The 18,188-nt window shown below is 70.1% G+C and carries 13 protein-coding genes; 2 read left to right on the top strand and 11 right to left on the bottom strand.

Annotation, left to right across the window (positions count from 1 at the left end; all coding sequences use genetic code 11):
* Positions 1 to 47: 47 nt before the first annotated feature.
* The 8 genes from lpdA to lipA all read right to left on the bottom strand — a co-directional run bounded on the left by lpdA (position 48) and on the right by lipA (position 10,711).
* Positions 48 to 1,472 carry a dihydrolipoyl dehydrogenase gene (gene lpdA / locus EI982_RS11950; RefSeq protein ID WP_157689912.1) on the bottom strand — a complete coding sequence of 475 codons (1,425 nt, stop codon included), beginning with the start codon at positions 1,470 to 1,472 and terminating at the stop codon, positions 48 to 50.
* Positions 1,473 to 1,522: 50 nt separating this feature from the next.
* Positions 1,523 to 2,776: a serine hydroxymethyltransferase gene (locus EI982_RS11945; protein WP_157689911.1), complete on the bottom strand. Its 1,254-nt coding sequence runs from the start codon at positions 2,774 to 2,776 to the stop codon at positions 1,523 to 1,525.
* Positions 2,777 to 2,844: 68 nt separating this feature from the next.
* A complete protein-coding gene (gcvPB, locus tag EI982_RS11940; protein ID WP_157689910.1) occupies positions 2,845 to 4,314 on the bottom strand; it encodes an aminomethyl-transferring glycine dehydrogenase subunit GcvPB in 1,470 nt (489 codons plus the stop codon).
* Positions 4,311 to 5,639 (bottom strand): aminomethyl-transferring glycine dehydrogenase subunit GcvPA, encoded by a 1,329-nt coding sequence (gene gcvPA / locus EI982_RS11935; RefSeq protein WP_157689909.1) that lies wholly within the window; start codon positions 5,637 to 5,639, stop codon positions 4,311 to 4,313. The genes gcvPB and gcvPA overlap by 4 nt, the downstream gene beginning before the upstream one ends.
* Positions 5,640 to 5,750: 111 nt before the next feature.
* Complete coding sequence (gene ilvA, locus EI982_RS11930; RefSeq protein ID WP_157689908.1) at positions 5,751 to 6,968, bottom strand: threonine ammonia-lyase; 1,218 nt, start codon at positions 6,966 to 6,968, stop codon at positions 5,751 to 5,753.
* Between the two features lie 75 nt (positions 6,969 to 7,043).
* Complete coding sequence (locus tag EI982_RS11925; protein WP_157689907.1) at positions 7,044 to 8,645, bottom strand: dihydrolipoamide acetyltransferase family protein; 1,602 nt, start codon at positions 8,643 to 8,645, stop codon at positions 7,044 to 7,046.
* Complete coding sequence (locus tag EI982_RS11920; RefSeq protein ID WP_157689906.1) at positions 8,642 to 9,634, bottom strand: alpha-ketoacid dehydrogenase subunit beta; 993 nt, start codon at positions 9,632 to 9,634, stop codon at positions 8,642 to 8,644. The genes EI982_RS11925 and EI982_RS11920 overlap by 4 nt, the downstream gene beginning before the upstream one ends.
* Positions 9,635 to 9,781: 147 nt before the next feature.
* Positions 9,782 to 10,711 carry a lipoyl synthase gene (gene lipA, locus EI982_RS11915; protein ID WP_157689905.1) on the bottom strand — a complete coding sequence of 310 codons (930 nt, stop codon included), beginning with the start codon at positions 10,709 to 10,711 and terminating at the stop codon, positions 9,782 to 9,784.
* Positions 10,712 to 10,810: 99 nt separating this feature from the next.
* On the opposite strand from lipA, the gene EI982_RS11910 reads away from it, so the two are divergent.
* Both EI982_RS11910 and EI982_RS11905 read left to right on the top strand, forming a co-directional pair.
* On the top strand, positions 10,811 to 12,265 hold the full coding sequence (locus EI982_RS11910; protein WP_157689904.1) for an MATE family efflux transporter: 1,455 nt from the start codon (positions 10,811 to 10,813) through the stop codon (positions 12,263 to 12,265).
* A 90-nt stretch (positions 12,266 to 12,355) separates the two neighbouring features.
* On the top strand, positions 12,356 to 14,734 hold the full coding sequence (locus tag EI982_RS11905) for a DEAD/DEAH box helicase (protein WP_157689903.1): 2,379 nt from the start codon (positions 12,356 to 12,358) through the stop codon (positions 14,732 to 14,734).
* A gap of 97 nt (positions 14,735 to 14,831) precedes the next feature.
* Here EI982_RS11905 and EI982_RS11900 read toward each other — a convergent pair whose 3' ends face one another.
* From EI982_RS11900 to EI982_RS18425, 3 genes are all read right to left on the bottom strand, one after another.
* The gene (locus tag EI982_RS11900; protein WP_157689902.1) at positions 14,832 to 17,408 is read right to left on the bottom strand and encodes a PAS domain S-box protein; all 2,577 of its coding nucleotides are present in this window, start codon (positions 17,406 to 17,408) and stop codon (positions 14,832 to 14,834) included.
* Positions 17,409 to 17,501: 93 nt separating this feature from the next.
* The gene (locus EI982_RS11895; RefSeq protein ID WP_199243608.1) at positions 17,502 to 17,870 is read right to left on the bottom strand and encodes an HAD family hydrolase; all 369 of its coding nucleotides are present in this window, start codon (positions 17,868 to 17,870) and stop codon (positions 17,502 to 17,504) included.
* Positions 17,756 to 18,064: a hypothetical protein gene (locus tag EI982_RS18425; RefSeq protein WP_199243607.1), complete on the bottom strand. Its 309-nt coding sequence runs from the start codon at positions 18,062 to 18,064 to the stop codon at positions 17,756 to 17,758. The genes EI982_RS11895 and EI982_RS18425 overlap by 115 nt, the downstream gene beginning before the upstream one ends.
* Positions 18,065 to 18,188 lie beyond the last annotated feature (124 nt).

Here is an 18,188-nt window from a genome sequence, read left to right as displayed (position 1 = left end):
CGACGATCCGGGGAGTACACGCCCCCGGTCGTTCCGCCACGTAACGACTACCGGTTCAGGGTGTGGATCGCCTGCCCGAGGGCGTTCTCGACGGCCTCCATCGTCGCCTCCGAGAGCGTCGGATGCGTGTGGACCGTCGCCGCCACGTCCTCCAGCCGGGCGCCCATCTCGATGGCAAGCGTCGGTTCGGCGATCAACTCCGAGGCCTCGGGGCCGACGATCTGTGCGCCGAGCAGGAAGCCGTCCGCGCTCGCGACCACGCGGACGAACCCCTCGGTCTCGCCGGTCGTCAGCGCCCGCCCGCTGGCGTTGAAGGGCATCTCGCCGACCACCGGGTCGTAGCCCTCCCTCGCCGCCTCGTCCGCGGTCAGGCCGACGGTCGCGATTTCGGGATCGGTGAACACCGCCGCCGGGATCGCCCGCGCGTCGAACGCCGCCGGTTCGCCCGCGATGGCCTCCGCCGCGACGATCCCCTCCGCCGAGGCGGCGTGTGCGAGCATCGGCTCCCCCGCCACGTCGCCGACGGCGTAGATCCCCTCGACGTCCGTCTCGCACCGCTCGTCGGTCGCCAGGAAGCCCTCCTCGGTCGGCTCCAGCCCCGCCGCCCCCGGGTCGAGCGGGCCAGTCACCGGGTCCCGTCCCACCGCGACCAGCACCCGGTCGGCGCCGTAGGTCGACTCGGTGCCGTCTTCGGTCTCCGTGGTGACGACGACCCCGCCGTCGGCGGCGTCGCGCCACCCGCTCGCCCCCTCGCCGAAGTGGAAGTCGACGCCCAGCGACTCGGCGCGCTTCCGGACGATCCGCGAGATGTCGTCCTCGTACCCCGGGAGGACGTCGTCGAGCATCTCCACGACGGTCACGTCGCTCCCCAGTTTGGCGAACACCGTCGACAGCTCCATCCCGATGTAGCCGGCGCCGACGACGACCAGCCGATCCGGGACCGTCGTGAGCGAGAGCAGGTCGGCCGAATCCAGAACCGGCTCGTCAGCGAAGTCGAACCCGGGGAGTGCGACGGGTCGGCTCCCCGTCGAGACGATGCAGTGTTCGAAGGCGACGGTCTCCGAGCCCTGTCCCTCCCCCTCGTGCTCGACGCGGACGGTCCCCTCGTCGACGAACGTCGCGGTCCCGTCGAGCAGGGTCACGCCGTTGGCCTTACACAGCTTCTCGACGCCGCCGGTGAGCCGGTCGACGACGCCCTCCTTCCACTCGTGCATGCCTCCGAGGTCGACCGCGGGGTCGGCGTGGATCCCCATCTCCTCGGCCGTCGCGGCGTCGTGGGCGACGTCCGTCGCCGTGATGTACGCCTTCGAGGGGATACAGCCGCGGTTGAGACAGACGCCGCCGTGCGCGTCGCGTTCCACCAGCGTGACGTCGAGGTCGCGCTGGGCGGCGCGGATGGCGGCGACGTAGCCGCCCGGCCCCGCGCCGATGACCAGTACTTCCGTTCCGGTAGTCACGTCTCCGACGACCATCGTTGGTCACACTCGGGACGCGCCCGACCATAAAGGCGGGCGACGGCGGCCTACTCGTAGACCGGGAACTCGGCACAGAGCCGGTCGACCTCGTCTCGCACCTCGCTCGCCACGTCCGGGTCGTCCGGGTGGTTCAACCGCTCGACGATGAGTTCGCCCACCGTCTCCATCGCCGCCTCGTCGAAGCCGCGGGTGGTGAGCGCCGGCGTTCCCACCCGGATGCCGCTGGTGACGAAGGGCGACCGCGTCTCGCCCGGCACCGTGTTCTTGTTGACCGTGATTCCCACGTCGTCGAGGGCGTCCTCGGCGTCCTCGCCGGTCAGGTCGGGGTGGGAGTCCCGCAGGTCCAGGAGGAGCAGGTGCTTGTCCGTGCCGCCCGAGACGGGCGTGATCCCCGCCGACCGGAACACGTCGGCGAGCGTCTTCGCGTTCGCGACGACCCGCTCGGCGTACTCGGTGAACGCGGGGTCGAGCGCCTCGCCGAAGCCCACCGCCTTGCCCGCGATGTTGTGCATCAGCGGCCCGCCCTGTCCGCCGGGGAAGATGGCCTTGTCCACCGCCTCGGCGTGTTCCTCGGTCGTCATGATCATCCCGCCGCGGCCGGCGCGGATGGTCTTGTGCGTGCTGCCGGTGACGAAGTCGGCGTCCCCGACGGGGTTGACGTGGACGCCTGCCGCCACCAACCCGGTGACGTGGGCGATGTCGGCGAGGTGGTCGGCCCCGACGTCGTCGGCGATGGCGCCGAGCCGCTCGAAGTCGAACTCGCGGGGGTACGCCGAGGACCCGCTGACGATCATGTCCGGGTCGAAATCGGCGGCCTGTGCCGCCACCTCGTCGTAGTCGATGTAGCCCGTATCCGGGTCGACGCCGTACTGTTCGACCTCGTAGAGCTGTCCGGAGAAGTTGACGTGGTGGCCGTGGCTGAGGTGGCCGCCGTGGTTCAAATCGAGCGAGAGGATGCGGTCGCCCGGCTCCAGGGCCGCGAAGTAGACGCCCATGTTCGCCTGCGTCCCGCTGTGGGGCTGGACGTTGACGTGTTCGGCGCCGTAGAGCTCCGTCGCCCGCTCGATGGCGAGGTTCTCGACGGTGTCCATGTGCTCGCAGCCGCCGTAGTACCGTTCCCCGGGGTAGCCCTCCGCGTACTTGTTCGTCATGACGCTCCCCTGGGCCTCCATCACCGCCTCGGAGACGTGGTTCTCCGACGCGATCATCTCGAGGTTGCTCTCCTGTCTGCGTTCCTCGCCGGCGATGGCCTCCGCGACCGCCGGGTCGGTCTCCCGCAGGTGCGAGTGGTTCGCTGTCACGGCGTAAACCACGGAAAACAGGGAAATAAGTAGCGTGGTCCGTCACAAACTTTCCCGCGGGTCCCGCCCTATTCCAGCGCGTGCCACGACAGCCGCGGGTTCCGGGCCGCGTCCGCCTGGTCGATCCGGCGGGCGGTCGTCTCCGTCGGCGTCGCCGCCAGGTCCTCGGGATCCGTCGCCGCGACGGCGTCGAACGCCGCCGCCAGGTCGTCCAGTCGCGCCTTCGACTCCGTCTCCGTCGGCTCCGTCATCAGCGCCTCGTCGACGATTTCGGGCCACTTCGTCGTCGGCGGATGGACGCCCTGATCGAGCATCGCCTTCGCCACGTCCGCGGCGTCCTCGTCAGCGCTCGCGACGAACTCGTGGTGGAACGGGCCGTAGGGCACCTCGTACTCGATCCGCTCGGCGAGGTAGTTGGCGTTCAGGACCGCCGTCTCGCTGATCCGCTCCAGCCCCGCGTCCCCGTGCCGGAGGATGTAGGCGTACGCCTTCACGAGCACCAGCCAGTTGCCCGTGAACTCGTGGACCCGGCCGATGCTGTGTTCGGGTTCGTAGGCCTCGTAGTCGCCGTCCACTTCCCGCACCTGTGGCGTGGGGAGGAAGGGGGCGAGGTCGGCGTTCACGCCGATGGGTCCCTGCCCCGGCCCGCCGCCCCCGTGGGGCGTCGCGAACGTCTTGTGCAGGTTGAAATGCATGATGTCGAAGCCCATGTCGCCGGGACGGGCCTTCCCGAGCAGGGAGTTGAGGTTCGCGCCGTCGTAGTAGAGCAGACCGCCCGCGTCGTGGACGATCTCCGCGATCTCGGCGATGTCGCGCTCGAACAGCCCCAGCGTGTTGGGGTTGGTGAGCATCAGCAGCGCCGTCTCCTCGCCCGCGGCCGCCTCCAGGGCCGAGACCTCGACCCGGCCGTCCTCGTTGGACGGTAGTTCCACCACGTCGTAGCCGGCCATCGCCGCGCTCGCGAAGTTGGTCCCGTGAGCCGACTCGGGGACGATCACCTCGCTTCGCTCGCCCTCGCCGTTGGCCTCGTGGTAGGCCTTTGCCACCTGGATGCCCGTGAACTCGCCGGCCGCGCCCGCCGGCGGCTGGAGCGTCACCGCGTCCATCCCGCCGACCGTCGCCAGCGTCTCCTGCAGTTCGTACAGCAGGCGCAGGATCCCTTGCTTGTCGTCGTCGCTACGCAGGGGGTGGACCCGGTTGCCCGGGTGGGCCGCCACGTCCTCCGTGAACGCGGGGTTGTACTTCATCGTACACGACCCCAGCGGGATGGGCCCGGAGTCGATGCCGTAGTTCATCTGCGAGAGCCGGGTGTAGTGGCGCGTCACCTCCGGTTCCGCGAGGTCCGGCAGCGTCAACTCGTCCCGCGTCAGGTCGTCCGGCAGCGACGACTCGACGGCGACCGTGTCGGTACTCTTCTCGTTCAACAGCGGTTCGTACCGGTCGCCGTCGTACCACCGCGCCTGCTGGTGGGGGGCCTCGCTCTCCCCGTCGGCGTCGTCGGCCGCTCCCTCGGGACGTTCGTGCTGTTCTTGGCTCATGCGCCACCCCCGTAGCCCGCGAGTGCGTCGAGCAGGTCGTCCACCCGGTCGCGGTTGGCGTCGGTCACACAGACCGCCAGCCGTTCCTCGCCCGCGTCCTCGACGGTCCGGACGGCCAGCCCCGCGTGCCGGCAGTGATCGACCACGTCCGCCGCCGGCGCCGCCGTGTCGACCAGCGCCTCCCGGAAGTGGTGGCCGTCGTAGACCGGCGCCTCGAACCCGTCGAGGGCGTCGATCCGCTCGCAGGCCTCCGCGACCCCCGTCACGGACTCCTCGGCGAGGTCGACCAGGCCGTCGGGGCCGAGCCACGCCGCGTGGATGGCCGCCCGGAGCGCCAGCCACGCCTGGTTGGTGCAGATGTTCGAGGTGGCCCGCTCCCGCCGGATGTGCTGTTCGCGGGTCTGGAGGGTCAGCGTGTACGCCCGGTTGCCCGCCGCGTCCTCGCCCGCGCCGACGAGACGGCCCGGCACCTGCCGGAGGAAGTCCTCGCGACACGCGAACAGGCCGAGTCCCATGCCGTAGGTCGTCGGCAGGCCGAGGACGCCAGCGTCGCCGACCACCACGTCGGCGCCGTACGCCGCCGGCGGTTCGAGGAGCGCGAGGGCGACCGCGTCCGAGCCCACACAGAACAGCGCGTCGTTGTCGTCGGCGAGGTCACCGACGGCGGCCAGGTCCGGTTCGAGGACGCCCCGTGCGTTCGGCGTCGCGGCGTACACCATCGAGGTGTCCCCGTCGATCCGCTCCGCGAGGCCGTCCACGTCGACCGTTCCCCCGCTCGTCGGGTAGGATTCGACCGTGATCCCCGGGCCGTCGGTGTAGTTCTCCAGCACCGACCGAACTCGGTCGGGCAGATCCGCGGGCACCAGCACCGTGTCGCCGTCCGTCGCCCGGACGCGGTCGGCGAGCAACACCGCCTCGCCGAGCGCAGTCGAGCGGTCGTACATCGAACAGTTGGCGACGCCGAGGCCCGTCAACTCGACGACGAGCGACTGGAACTCGAAGAGCGCCTGCAGGAAGCCCTGGGTGACCTCGGGCTGGTACTGGGTGTAACTGGTCAGGAACTCCCCCCGGAGGGAGAGGTGATCGACCACCGACGGGACGTAGTGTTCGTAATGTCCACCGCCGAGGAACTCGGTGAGGTCGGCCGACTCCTCGAGGATCCCCTCGACGGCCGCCCGCGTCTCCCGCTCCGAGTGTGCTTCGATCCCGTAGTCGCCGTCGAACCGGACGGGGTCGGGGATGTCGAACAGTTCGTCGGGATCGGATACCCCGACCGCGTCGAGCATCTCCGACCGCTCCGCCTCGGAGTGAGTCACGTACGGCATGGTACTCGTTCTCGGAACGCTCGACGTATATATTCGGCGCTGTGAGCCGTTTTCCCGGGTCTATCATGTGGGTTCCCGGCACCGGTCGGGGGCCGACGGGAGCTTCGTCGCTCAGTTCACGCGCTCGACTTCGTAGCCCGCGTCCTCGATGGCGCCCATCACGTTCTTGGCGTGGCCCTCGCCGCTCGTGACCACCTGGAAGACGAGGTAGGCGTCGCCCACCTCCAGGTCGCCGACGGCCCGGTCGTGACGCACCGTCCGGATGTTCGCGCCCCGGTCGCCGATGATGCCCGAGATCCGCCCCATCTCGCCGGGCTGATCCCGGATGCGGATCCGCAGGCGGAGCAGCTGACTCCGGTCCGTCAGGGCGTGTGTCAACACCGTCTGGAGCATCGACATGTCGATGTTGCCCCCACAGAGCAGGGGCACGACCGTCTCGCCCTCGACGTCCACGTCGTCGCTCAACAGCGCCGCGACCGACGCCGCGCCCGCCCCCTCGACCAACTGTTTCGACCGCTCCAGCACGACGAGGATGCTACGGGCGATGTCGTCGTCGCTCACCGTCACCACCCGGTCGACGTGCTCCTCGATGAGGCCGAGGGTCAACGCCGAGACGCTCCCCGTGGCGATGCCGTCGGCGATGGTCTTCGGCGACTCCTCGTCGACGGGGACCCCCTTCTGGAGGCTGTCGGGCACCGTCGCCGCCAGCTCCGCCTGGACGCCGATCACCCGCACGTCGTCGTCGAGCGCCTTCAGCGCCGTGCTGATGCCGCCGATCAGTCCCCCGCCGCCGATGGGGACGATGACCGTGTCGGCGTCCGGCACCTGTTCGTTGATCTCCAGGCCGAGCGTCCCCTGTCCGGCGACGATGGCCGGGTCGTCGTACGCGTGGACGAACAGGTTCCCCGGCTCCTCGCCCATCGCCCGGGCGTGGGACATCGCCTCGCCGAAGTTCGCGCCGTGGAGTTCGACCGTCGCCCCGTAGCTCCGGGTCGCGTCCACCTTCGCCTGCGGCGCGTTCTCCGGCATCACGATGGTCGAGTCGAGCCCCACCGTCGTCGCCGCCAGCGCCACCCCCTGAGCGTGGTTCCCCGCGCTCGCCGCGACGACGTGCTTGTCGCTCCCCGACTCGGCCTCCCCCTTCAGTTTGTTGTACGCCCCCCGCGTCTTGAACGACCCCGTCCGCTGGAGGTGTTCCATCTTCAGGTGGACGTCCGCGCCCGACATCTCGGAGAGCGAGCGGTTCGTCTCGATCGGCGTCTGTCTGACGATGGCGGGGTCGTCGAACCGTTCCCGAGCGGCCTCGATGTCCGCGAGTGTGACTGTCATGCCATAGCCTGCGTCGACGGGCTGAATAAGTGCCGTGCTTGGTGCAAACGGGTGTTTAAGATGGGGTAGGAACGATCAGTCGACCAGCAACCGGCTCGGACTGCGAAGCAGGTCCATCACCCGGTTGGTGAACCGGGCGGCCACCGCGCCGTCGACGACGCGGTGATCGACGGAGAGCGAGAGCGGGAGGGTGTACCGTGGGACCACCTCGCCGTCGACGACGCGGGGGCGCTCCGCGACCCGGCCGAGCGCCAGAATCGCCACCTCGGGGTAGTTGACGATGGGCGTGGCGTACTCCCCGCCGATGACCCCGACGTTCGTGATGGTGAAGGTACCGCCCTGCATCTCCTCGCGGCCGATCGACCGGTCGCGCGCCCGTTCGACCTTCGTCGCCGTCTCGGCCGCGAGGTCGAGGAGTCCCTTCCCGTCGACGTCCTCGACGACGGGAACCATGAGGCCCGCGTCCGTCGCCGTCGCGATGCCGAGGTTGTACTCGTCGTGACAGACGATCTCCTCGGCCGCCTCGTCGAGCGAGGCGTTGACCCGCGGGAACTCGCGGAGCGCCCGCGTCACCGCGCGCATGACGAAGGGGAGGTAGGTGAGGGAGACGCCCTCGGCCTCGGCGTGGGCTTCGAGTTCGGCTTTCGTCTCTACCAGCCGCGTCACGTCCACCTCGTCGGTGTGGGTGGCGTGGGGTGCCGTATACTTCGAGCGCTCCATCTGCTCGCCGATCGAGCGCCTGATGCCGCGGTACGGGATCCGTTCGCCCGGCTCCGGGGTCCCGCTACCGGCCGCCGTTTCGTCGTCCGTCGCCTCGCCGACCCCCGCGCTCGCCGTCGTCTCTGCCGTCCCTTCGGTGGCCGCCCCCTCGGCTGCGTCCGCCGATTCGGCCGTGTCCGTCGCCTCCCCTACCCGCGCCGCGTACTCGCGGACCATCGCGGCGGTGACGAACGGGACGCCGTCGCGCTCCCGGTCCGTCGGCACCGTATCGAGGTCGACGCCGAGTTCGTCCGCCAGCCCACGGGTCGCCGGCGCCGCGAGGGTCCGGTCGCGGGCCGTCCGGTCCCGCTCTCGTTGCCGTTCGACCGCCTCGCTCGCCGTCTCGACCGCTCGAGCCGACTCCCGTCGGGTGCGTCCCTCGGTCTCCAGCTCGCCCGCCGCCGACAGCACGACCGTCGCGTCGGGGTCGAGCGACCGCGGTTCGGGCCGCCCGGTGGCCGTCGGCTCGCCCGCCTCGTCGTCGGCCGCCGCCCGCACGTCCGCGTCGGTGACGCGCCCGCCCGGTCCGGACCCCTCGACCCGCGCGACGTCGACACCGAGTTCGCGCGCCAGCCGACGGGTGCTCGGGGCGGCGAAGGCGCGGCGGGCACCGGTGTCGTCGGTCGCCGCGGCGGCCGCGTCGCCCTCGCTCGCCTCGTCGTCGGCCGTCTCGCCGTCGTCGACCTCGACCGAGACGATACCCGTTCCGACCGGCACCATCTCGCCCTCCGCGACGTGCAGTTCGGTCACCCGTCCCGCGTACGGCGACGGGAGGTCGACGACCGCCTTGTCCGTCTCCACCTCGGCGAGTGGCTGGTCCGCCTCGATCTCCTCGCCGGGCTCGACGAGCCACCGGAGGAGTTCTCCCTCCGCGACCCCTTCGCCGACGTCCGGGAGGCGGAACGTCTCGACGGTCATGGGAACGCGACGACCTCCCGGATCCCCTCCTCGATGCGCGTCGGCGACGGGAGGTAGTAATCCTCCAGGGCGTACAGCGGGACGGGTGCGTCGAAGCCCGTGATCCGCTCGATCGGCGCCTCCTGGTAGAGCAGCGCCTCCTCCTGGAGGATGGCCGTGAGTTCGCCGCCCAACCCCCCGGTCTTGGGCGCCTCGTGGACCACCGCCGCCCGCCCCGTCTTCTCGAAGGACTCGACGACGGTGTCACGGTCCAGCGGCGAGAGCGTCCGCAGATCGACCACCTCGCAGTCGATCCCCTCGTCGGCCAGCGTCTCGGCCGCCTCCATCGTCGGCCGGGTCATCGCCCCCCAGGTGTAGACGGACACGTCGCTTCCCTCGCGCCGGACCGCGGCCTCGCCCAGCGGGACCGTATGTTCGCCGGCCGGCACCTCCTCGCGAAACGCCCGGTAGATCAGCTTGGGTTCGAGGAAGATCACCGGGTCGGGGTCACGGATCGCCGACGCCAGCAGCCCCTTGGTGTCGGCCGGCGTCGACGGCACCACGACCTTCAGCCCGGCCTCATGGACGAAGAAGGCCTCCTTCGACTCCGAGTGGTGTTCCGGCGCGCGGATCCCGCCGCCGTACGGCGCCCGGACGACCATCGGGCAGGTGAACCGCCCGCGACTCCGGGAGCGGATGCGGGCCGCGTGGCTGACGATCTGGTCGAACGCGGGGTAGATGAACCCCATGAACTGGATCTCTGGCACCGGTCGGAGGCCGTAGGCCGCCATCCCGATCGAGGTGCCGACGATGCCCGACTCCGCCAGCGGCGTGTCGATCACCCGATCCCCGCCGAACGTCTCGTAGAGCCCCTCGGTCGCGCGGAAGACGCCGCCGTTCCTGCCGACGTCCTCCCCGAGGACGATCACGTCCTCGTCCCGTTGCATCTCGGTTTCGAGCCCGTCCCGTACCGCCTGTACCAGGGTCAGGTTCCGTGTCTCCGTGCTCATATTCGGGCGTTGGTCCGTCGTGTCCGTGGTCGGTTCGAATCCCCGCGCCGTCCGCGCCGTCGATCCGTCCACCCACCGCCGCCGGCCGTCGCGGGGTACTCCTCCATGGCGGCCCCTCGCTCCCGCGGGTCTTATGCGTTCGCCCCGTCAGGTCGCCGCGTGTGCCTCGCGGCGCGCCTCGTCGACGCTCCGGCCGTCACGGAGGACGGCGTCGACGAACAGCTCCCCGGCGCGGTACGACGACCGCACCATCGGTCCGCTGGCACAGTAGAGGAAGCCGAGTTCCTCCTCCGCGACCCGGCGCCACGTCTCGAAGGCGTCCGGGTGGACGTACTCGTAGACGTCGAGGTGCGAGCGCGAGGGTTGGAGGTACTGGCCGAGCGTCACCACGTCCACCCCCGCCTCGCGGCAGTCCGCGAGCGTGCGGTAGACCTCGTGGTCGTACTCGCCGACCCCGAGCATCAGGCTCGTCTTCGTGTACACGTCCGCGACGTCGGCGACGTGTTCGAGCACCGACAGCGACTGCTCGTAGCCCGCCCGGCGGTCCCGGACCGGCCACTGCAGGCGCTCGACCGTCTCGACGTTGTGGGCGATCACGTCCGGCCTGGCGTCGACGATCCGGTCGACGAGGCTCCGATCGCCCCGGAAATCCGGGATCAGCACCTCGACGAGGATCCCCGGATCGCGCTCCTTGATCGCCTCGATGGTCCGCGCGAAGTGGCCGGCGCCCTGGTCCGGCAGGTCGTCACGGTCCACGCTCGTCAGGACGACGTAGTCCAGACCGATCTCGGCGACGGCGTCGGCAACCTTCGACGGCTCCTCGGGATCCAGCGGCTCCATCCCGCCCGTCTCGACGTCACAGAAGTTACAGCCCCGCGAACACCGGTCGCCCATCAACATGAACGTGGCCGTGCCGGGGCCGTTCCGCCCGCTCCAGCACTCGCCCAGGTTCGGGCAGTTCGCCTCCTCGCATACGGTGTGGAGGTCCCGGTCCCGGAGCGTCTCCTTGATCTCCGTGAACCGCTGGCCCGACGGCGGCCGCTGCTTCAGCCAGTCGGGCTTGCGCCTGCGTGCCATGTTCGCCCTTCGGCCCGCCGGGCAAAAACGTGTGGGCTCCCCGCCCGACGGTTTCCGTGATCGATACGTCTATATCGGTCGTTCGTGAACCGGTGCCCGATGAGCGACCGGCGGGCGGCCATCGTCGAGGGCTCCGTACCCCGAACGCTCGTCTCGCTCGCCGTCCCGCTGGTCGCCCAGAACGTCGTCCGCGTCGCCCAGCAGGTGATCGACACCTTCTGGCTCGGCCGGATCGGCGAGACGGCCGTCGCCGCCGTCGGCCTCACCATCCCCGTCCTCGGCTTGCTCTTTGCCCTCCTGGTGACTCCCTTCGTCGGCACCCAGATCCTCGTCTCCCAGCGGGTCGGCGCCGAGGACGACGAGGGCGCGCTTCGGCTGGTCGTCCACGGCGTCGCCCTCGCCCTCGCGCTCGGCGCCCTCGTCGGCGGCGGCGTCGCCACCCTGTCCCGGCCGCTCGTCGCGCTGGTCGGAGCCGGCCCGGACGTGGCGCCCGCCGCCGCCCTCTACCTCGGCGTCGTCGCCCTCGGCCTCCCGCTCGCCGGCGCCAGCGACGCCCTCGAAGCCGGGTTCGTCGGCCGCGGCGACTCCCGGGCCTCGCTCTACATCAACGTCGCCACCGTCGCCGTCAACGTCGTCCTCGACCCGCTGTTCATCTTCGGCGGCGGCCCGGTCCCGGGTATGGGGATCCGCGGGGCCGCGCTGGCGACGGTCGCCGGCTACGCCGCCGGCCTCGCCCTCGCCGTCGCCCTCGCCGTCGGGCCGCGGATGGGCCTCTCTCGCCGTCACCTCTCCCCTGCCCGGGCCGACCTGCGCGCGCTCCTCTCGGTCGGCGGTCCGATCACGGGTCGGCGGGTGGTCAGCCAGAGCGTCCGCGTCGTACTGGTCGGCGTCGTCGCCGTCGCCGGCGGCGCCGCCGGCCTCGCGGCCTACACCGTCGGCGCGCGGGTGGCGAGCGTCGCCGTCCTCCCCTCGCGCGGCATCGCGCAGGCCGCCCAGAGCATGGTGGGACAGAACGTGGGCGCGGACCGCCCCGACCGCGCCGTCCGCACGGCCCGCGTCGGCGTCGGCGTCGCCGTCGCCGCCCTCGCCCTCCTCGGGGTCGTCCAGTGGCTCGTCCCCGGCCCCGTCGCTCGCCTGTTCGTCCCCGACATCTCCGGCGACGGCCTCGCGCTGACGGTCCAGTACCTCCGGATCCTCGCCTACGGCTACCCCGCCATCGGGGCCGTCGACCTCCTGCTCTCCGGGTTCAACGGCGCGGGCCGCACCCGGACGAGTTTCGTCGCCGACCTGCTGAAATACTGGGCGGTGCGCCTGCCGGTCGCGGCGCTCGCCCTACCCGCCACCGCCTCGGCGTCCGTCTTCGGCGTCGCCGTCGCGCCCGGCCTCGACCTGGGGATGCCCGCCGTCTTCTGGGCGGTCACGGGGTCGAACGTCGCCGCGGCCGTCGGCGTCGGCGCCTACTACGTCCACGCGGTGCGAGGGGGACTGTTCGACGGCGGTGACGACGGCGGGCGCGAGGATGGCGACGACGACGCCGCGACGCCCACGGACTGACCACGAAACGCCTTTGCCCACACGGCCCCCGGACACGGACATGACCCGCCACGGCCGCCCGACCGACGCCCGACCGGGGGTGCCGACCGCGTGAAGGTTGCCGACGCCGTTCCGGAGTTCGCCGACGCCTTCGACTTCGAGGAGTTCAACCGGATGCAACGGGAGGCGTTGCCCGTCCTCGTCGATAGCGACCACAACGTGGTCGCGTCGGCGCCGACGGCCAGCGGCAAGACGGCGCTCGCGGAACTCGCCATCTGCAAGACGCTGAGCGAGGGCGGGACCGCCCTCTTTATCGCCCCGATGCGCGCGCTCACCAACGAGAAGGAGAGCGAGTGGGAGCGCTTCGAGGACCTGGGCTACTCGGTGTACGTCGTCACGGGGGAGCGCGACCTGAACCCACGCCGGGCGCGCCACGCCGACGTGCTCGTGATGACCCCGGAGAAGGTGGATTCGGCCACCCGCAAACACGGCTCCCGGCGCTACGACTTCGTCACCGACGTGGACTGCTCGATCATCGACGAGGTCCACCTCCTCGATTCGGAGCGTCGCGGGGGCGTCCTGGAGGTGACCGTCTCCCGCCTGCGACGGCTCTGTGACCCCCGCTTCGTCGCGCTCTCGGCGACGATGCCCAACGTCGGCGACGTGGCCGACTGGCTGGACGCCCCGCCCGAGGCCACCTTCGCCTTCGGCGACGACTACCGCCCGGTCGACCTCCAGACCGGCGTGAAGACCTACACGCACGGCGAGAACAGCTTCGCCGACAAGTACCGCCGGCTCTACCGCGCGCTCGACCTGGCCGAACCGCACGTCCGCGAGGACGGACAGGCGCTCGTGTTCGTCGCCTCGCGACAGGACGCCGTCAGCGCCGCGGCCAAGACCCGCGACGAACTCGCCGAGCGGGACGTCCCCGTCGGCTCTCGCGGGGATTACGACTTCCACCAGGCCGCCGAGGAACTGGGCGACGACGACCTCCGAAAGGCCGTCCTCGACGGCGTCGCCTTCCACCACGCCGGCCTCTCGAAGGCCGACCGCGACCGGGTCGAATCCTGGTTCCGGGAGGGGAAGATCGCGATCCTCTTTTCGACCTCCACTCTCGCCTGGGGCGTCAACCTCCCCGCGCGCTGTGTCATCGTCCGCGACACCAAGTACCACGATCCGCTGGAGGGCGAGGTCGACATCAGCCCGCTCGACCTCCTCCAGATGCTCGGGCGGGCCGGTCGTCCGGGGTACGACGACGTGGGCTACGGCTGGGTCGTCTGTGACCGTTCCGACGCCGACCGCTATCGGCGCCTCCTGCGCGAGGGTACCGAGATCGAATCCCACCTCGCCGCGGATCTCGACGCCCACCTCAACGCCGAGATCGCGATGGGGACCGTCGACGACCTCGACGACGTGCTCTCGTGGCTCGAAACGACGTACTACTACGTCCGGGCGTCCTCGGAGCCGGCCGCCTACGACTTCGACGGTCTCCGCGACCGGGTGCGCGGGACGCTCGAATCGCTCGTCGACCGCGGATTCGTCGCTATGGGCGAGGACCTCGCCATCGATCCGACGCCGCTCGGCCGCCTCGCCTCGAAGTACTACCTCCGGCTCTCGACCGCCGCGGCCTTCCACGATCTGGCCGAGCGCGACCGGATCGACGCCGACGCCGTCCTCGAAACCGTCGCCGCGGCCGCCGAGTTCGACTCCGTCTCGGCCCGACAGTCGGAGGCCGACGCCGTCGACGCGGTGCTCGGGAGCGAGGCGTCGAAGCCGCCTCGGGGAGGCGGCGAAGCCGCCGACACGGACCACCTGGACGACGGCGGCCGGAAGGTCCTCGCCATCCTCCGTGCGAGCACCAGCGACTCCGTGCCAGCCGACCTGCGGAGCGACGCGTGGATCATCCGCCGGAACGCGCTCCGCCTGCTCGCGGCGCTCCGGGAGTTCCTCGACCGCTTTGCCGGCCCCCGGGCGGCCAACCTCGCCCGACGGCTGGAGGCCCGGATCGAACACGGCGTCAGCCGCGACGCCGTCTCGCTCACCGCCGTGGACGGCGTCGGCGCCGGCCGGGCGAGCACGCTCGCGACCGGCGGCCACTCCCGCCCCGCCGACCTGGTCGCCGCCGGCGCGGACGAACTCACGGCCGCGGGGCTCTCCGAGGGCGTCGCCGAACGGATCGTCGACGCGGCCGCCGACCTTCCCGACGTCTCGGTGTCGTGGGCGGACCTCCCCGACGCCGTCGCCGCCGGCGACAGCGAGATGTGCGAGGTGCGGGTGCGCAACGACGGCGGCGGCGCCCGCGTCGGCGTCCGCGTCACCGTCAACGGCGTCGAGATGCACGAGAAGACGGCTTACCTCTCGGACGTGACGACCGTGCCGGTCGGGGTGTTCGGGGCGGACGCGGACGAACTCGACTTCCGGGTCGAGGTGTCGTTCCCGGAGTTGCCGATACGGCCGTTCGTGGACGGGCAGACGGTACGGGTGGTGTAGTCGCCGCGTTCGGGGCGGACGCCGACGAGCTCGACTCCCGAGTCGAGGTGTCGTTCCCGGCCGATACGGCCGTTCGTGGCTGAGCGGCGGGGGAGTCTCACTCGGCTTTCGGTAGTTCGACGACGAACGCCGCGCCGCCGGCGTCGCTGTCTTCGACGTCGACCGCTCCTCCGTAGCCCTCGACGAGCGTGTCGACCAGATACAGGCCGATGCCGGTTCCCTGGCTGTCGAGGCCCTTCTCCCCCTTGCCGAAGATCGTCTCCCGCTGGGCTTCGGGGATACCCGGCCCGTTGTCCGCGACCCGAACGACGACGGTGGCGTCGCCCTCCGTCACCGAGAGGTTCACCTTCGGCGTCTCCGCGTCGTTGTGCTGGATCGCGTTCTTCAGGAGGTTCCTGAAGACGGAGGTCAGCATGTCGTTCGCCTCGACCGTGGTCCGTGGGATGCTCGTCTCGGTGCTGACGACCGCCCGCGAGTACGTCGACCGCACCTCGTCGAGTTCGTTCCGGAGGACGGCTCGAAGATCGACGGGTCGTGACGCCTCGCCGGTCGAGAGCATCACGTCGGCCATCTCGCGGGCGACCCTCGTGAGTCCGATCGCGTGATCGGCGGTCTCCTGGACCGTCTCGAAGTGGGCGTCCGTCGCCGCGTCGTCACACTCGTCGGCGAGCATCTCCACGTAGCCCGTTATCACCTGGAGGTCGTTGCGAATGTCGTGACGAAGTACCCGGTTGAGGACGTCGAGGTTGTCGCGTTGCTCCTCCAACCGACGCTCGTACTCCTTTCGGGCGGTCACGTCCCGAACCAGCGCGTGCAGCACCGGCTGGCCCTCGTACTCGAATCGGCTGAGCTTCACTTCCGACGGGAACTCCGTCCCGTCGCTGCGCTGGTGTGTCCACTCGAAGAACGCTTCCCCCTCCTCGAAGGCCGTCTCGACGTGTTCAAGCGCTGCCGCTTTCGAGCCCCGCCCGTTCGGTTGTCGTGGGGGAGAGAGAGCCCAGGGCGTGTACTCCCGGAACTCCTCGACGGAGTCGACACCGAACAGTTCGAGGGCCCGTTCGTTACAGTCGAGGTAGCCGTCGCGGTCGAACACCATGAGCGCGTCGCGCGTGTCCTCGAAGAGGCTCCGATATTTCTGTTCCCGCTCCCTGAGCTTCCGCTCCCGATCCTTGCGCTCGGTGATGTCCCGGGCGACGGCGACGAACTTTCGGACGCCGCCGTCGTCGTCGGTGATCGGCGCGACCGTCTGATTGAGGACGATCCGCTCGTCGTCCGCCCGCTCGTCGATCATCTCCGCTTCCCACTGCTCTCCCGAGCGGATCGTCTCCCAGAACTCCTCGTAGAACTCGTCGTCGTACTCCCCCGATTTGAGGATGCGCGGCGTCGCCCCGACGGCCGCTTCCGCGCCGTATCCGGTGATCCGTTCGAAGGCCGGGTTGACGTACTCGATCCGTCCCTCGGCGTCGGTGATGTAGATGGCGTGAGCGCTCCGTTCGACGGCCGCTTTGAACTGCTGTAGCTCGCGCTCCCGACGCTTGCGTTCCGTGATGTCGACGAGATACCCGAGAAGGTGCGTGGTTTCGTTCTCGTTTTCGACCGCTCTGGTGTACTCCTTCACCCATCGAACGTCACCCGACGCCGTGATCACCCGATACGGGTTTAGGGTGATGCTGTCGACCGCCTCGGAATCGAGGTCGTTCGCCTCTCGAACGACCCGTCCCCGGTCGTCCTCGTGGACGATGTCGATGTACCTGCTATCCCTCGACCGGAGTTCCTCCGGCGTGTATCCGAGCACCTCCTCGACGTTCTCCGAGACGTACTCGATGGGCCAGCCTGCCGCGTCTTCCCATTTGAAGACGACCGCTGGGCCCTCTTTGAACATGTCCCGCTCCTCCTCGAGCGCCAGCTCGGCACGCTTCCGGTCGTCGATATCTTGGTGTATCCCCACGGCCCGTGTCGGGGTTCCGTCCGCGGCGCGTTCGACGACCGTTCCGATCGTTCGCACCCACTTCCAGTCCCCCGACTTCGTCTTTAGCCGGTGATCACACCAGTAGTACGGCGTCCGATCCGAGATGTGCGCGGCGAGCGCCTCGTCGTGTCGCTTCCTGTCCTCCGGATGCACCACCCGTTCCCAGCCACGCATTCGGTCACCCATCTCGGCTTGCGTATAACCGAGCATCTCCGTCAAAAGTTCGTCACGTGACACTTCGTCGGTCCGCATGTCCCAGTCCCAGATCCCCAGGTTCGCCCCTTCGAGTGCCAACTCCATGCGCCGTTTGGTGGTGACGAGTTCCGACTCGCGCTCCTTGCGCTCGGTGATGTCACGGCCGGTCACGAGGATGCCGTCGATCACGTCGTCGTCGATCCGGTTCTGCAGGGCCGCCTCGATCCAACGCCACGAGCCGTCGGCCCGTTGGAGTCGGCAGTCGACCCTCCGGGATGTGTCCGGCTCGGTTCGCACCGTTTCGAGCGCGTCCGTGAGGGTGTCCCGGTCGTCCGGGTGTACGTACGCCGTTCCAGCGTCGCCGATCAGGTCCGCTGGCGCGTATCCCAGCACCCGCCGTACCGCGGCGTTCACGTACGTCACGGTCGCGTCGGCGTCGACGACGGCGACGATGTCGTTCGACTCCGCGATGAGTCTTCGACACCGTTCGAAGTCCCCCGAACCCGTCATTTGCGGACGCTACACAATCCGCAACAATATAGTACGGGGATGGAACGTACGCACACTGACGCCTCCCGACCGAGCCGCGTCGGCTCCGCGGCCCTACGCTAAGACGCCGAGAGCGACGAACGCCGCCCGCAACGCCTCGGCGTCGGCCGCCTCGTGGTCGGCCAGTTCCGCCGCTTCGGGATCACTGCCGTAGGCGACCGTGAGAATCCCGGCTCGCGTCGCGGCCCGGACGCCGTTGGGCGAGTCTTCGACGGCCACACAGCCGTCGGGGTCGGCGCCCACCCGATCCGCTGCGACGGTGTACACGTCCGGAGCCGGCTTCCCCGGGCCGTCGACGTCTTCGGTGCTCAGCAGCACGTCAACGTCGAGGTCGAATCGCTCGGCGACACGTTCGATCCACGCCCGCGGACTGGAGGAGACGATGGCGAGTCGGAGCCCTCGCGCCCGCAGGTCGGCGAGCAACTCCCGGAGCCCGGGATCAGTTCGGCCCGCTGGTAGAGGTCGGCCGCCGCCGACTCGTAGAGCTCCAGAAACTCCTCGCGGCTCACGGCCATCTCGTAGTTGTCGGACAGGTAGTCGTACGTTTCGCGGTAGTTGATGCCCCTGATCTCCGCCTGATCGGGGTCGCCGTCGGCCACCGCCGCCGGCAGGATCACGTCCCGCTCGCGGGCGCGCCAGAACCCCTCGGTGTCTACGGACTGTTGTAAGTCAGTTCCGGCGGTCGCCGATTACGGGAGCGGCGACCGCCGGTACACAGTTACAACAGTCCGTATCGACGAT

Origin of the sequence: Haloplanus salinarum, from assembly GCF_009762275.1 — an archaeon.
GTDB classification, from domain to species: Archaea; Halobacteriota; Halobacteria; order Halobacteriales; family Haloferacaceae; genus Haloplanus; species Haloplanus salinarum.
This window is presented reverse-complemented; position numbering and strand designations above follow the sequence as displayed.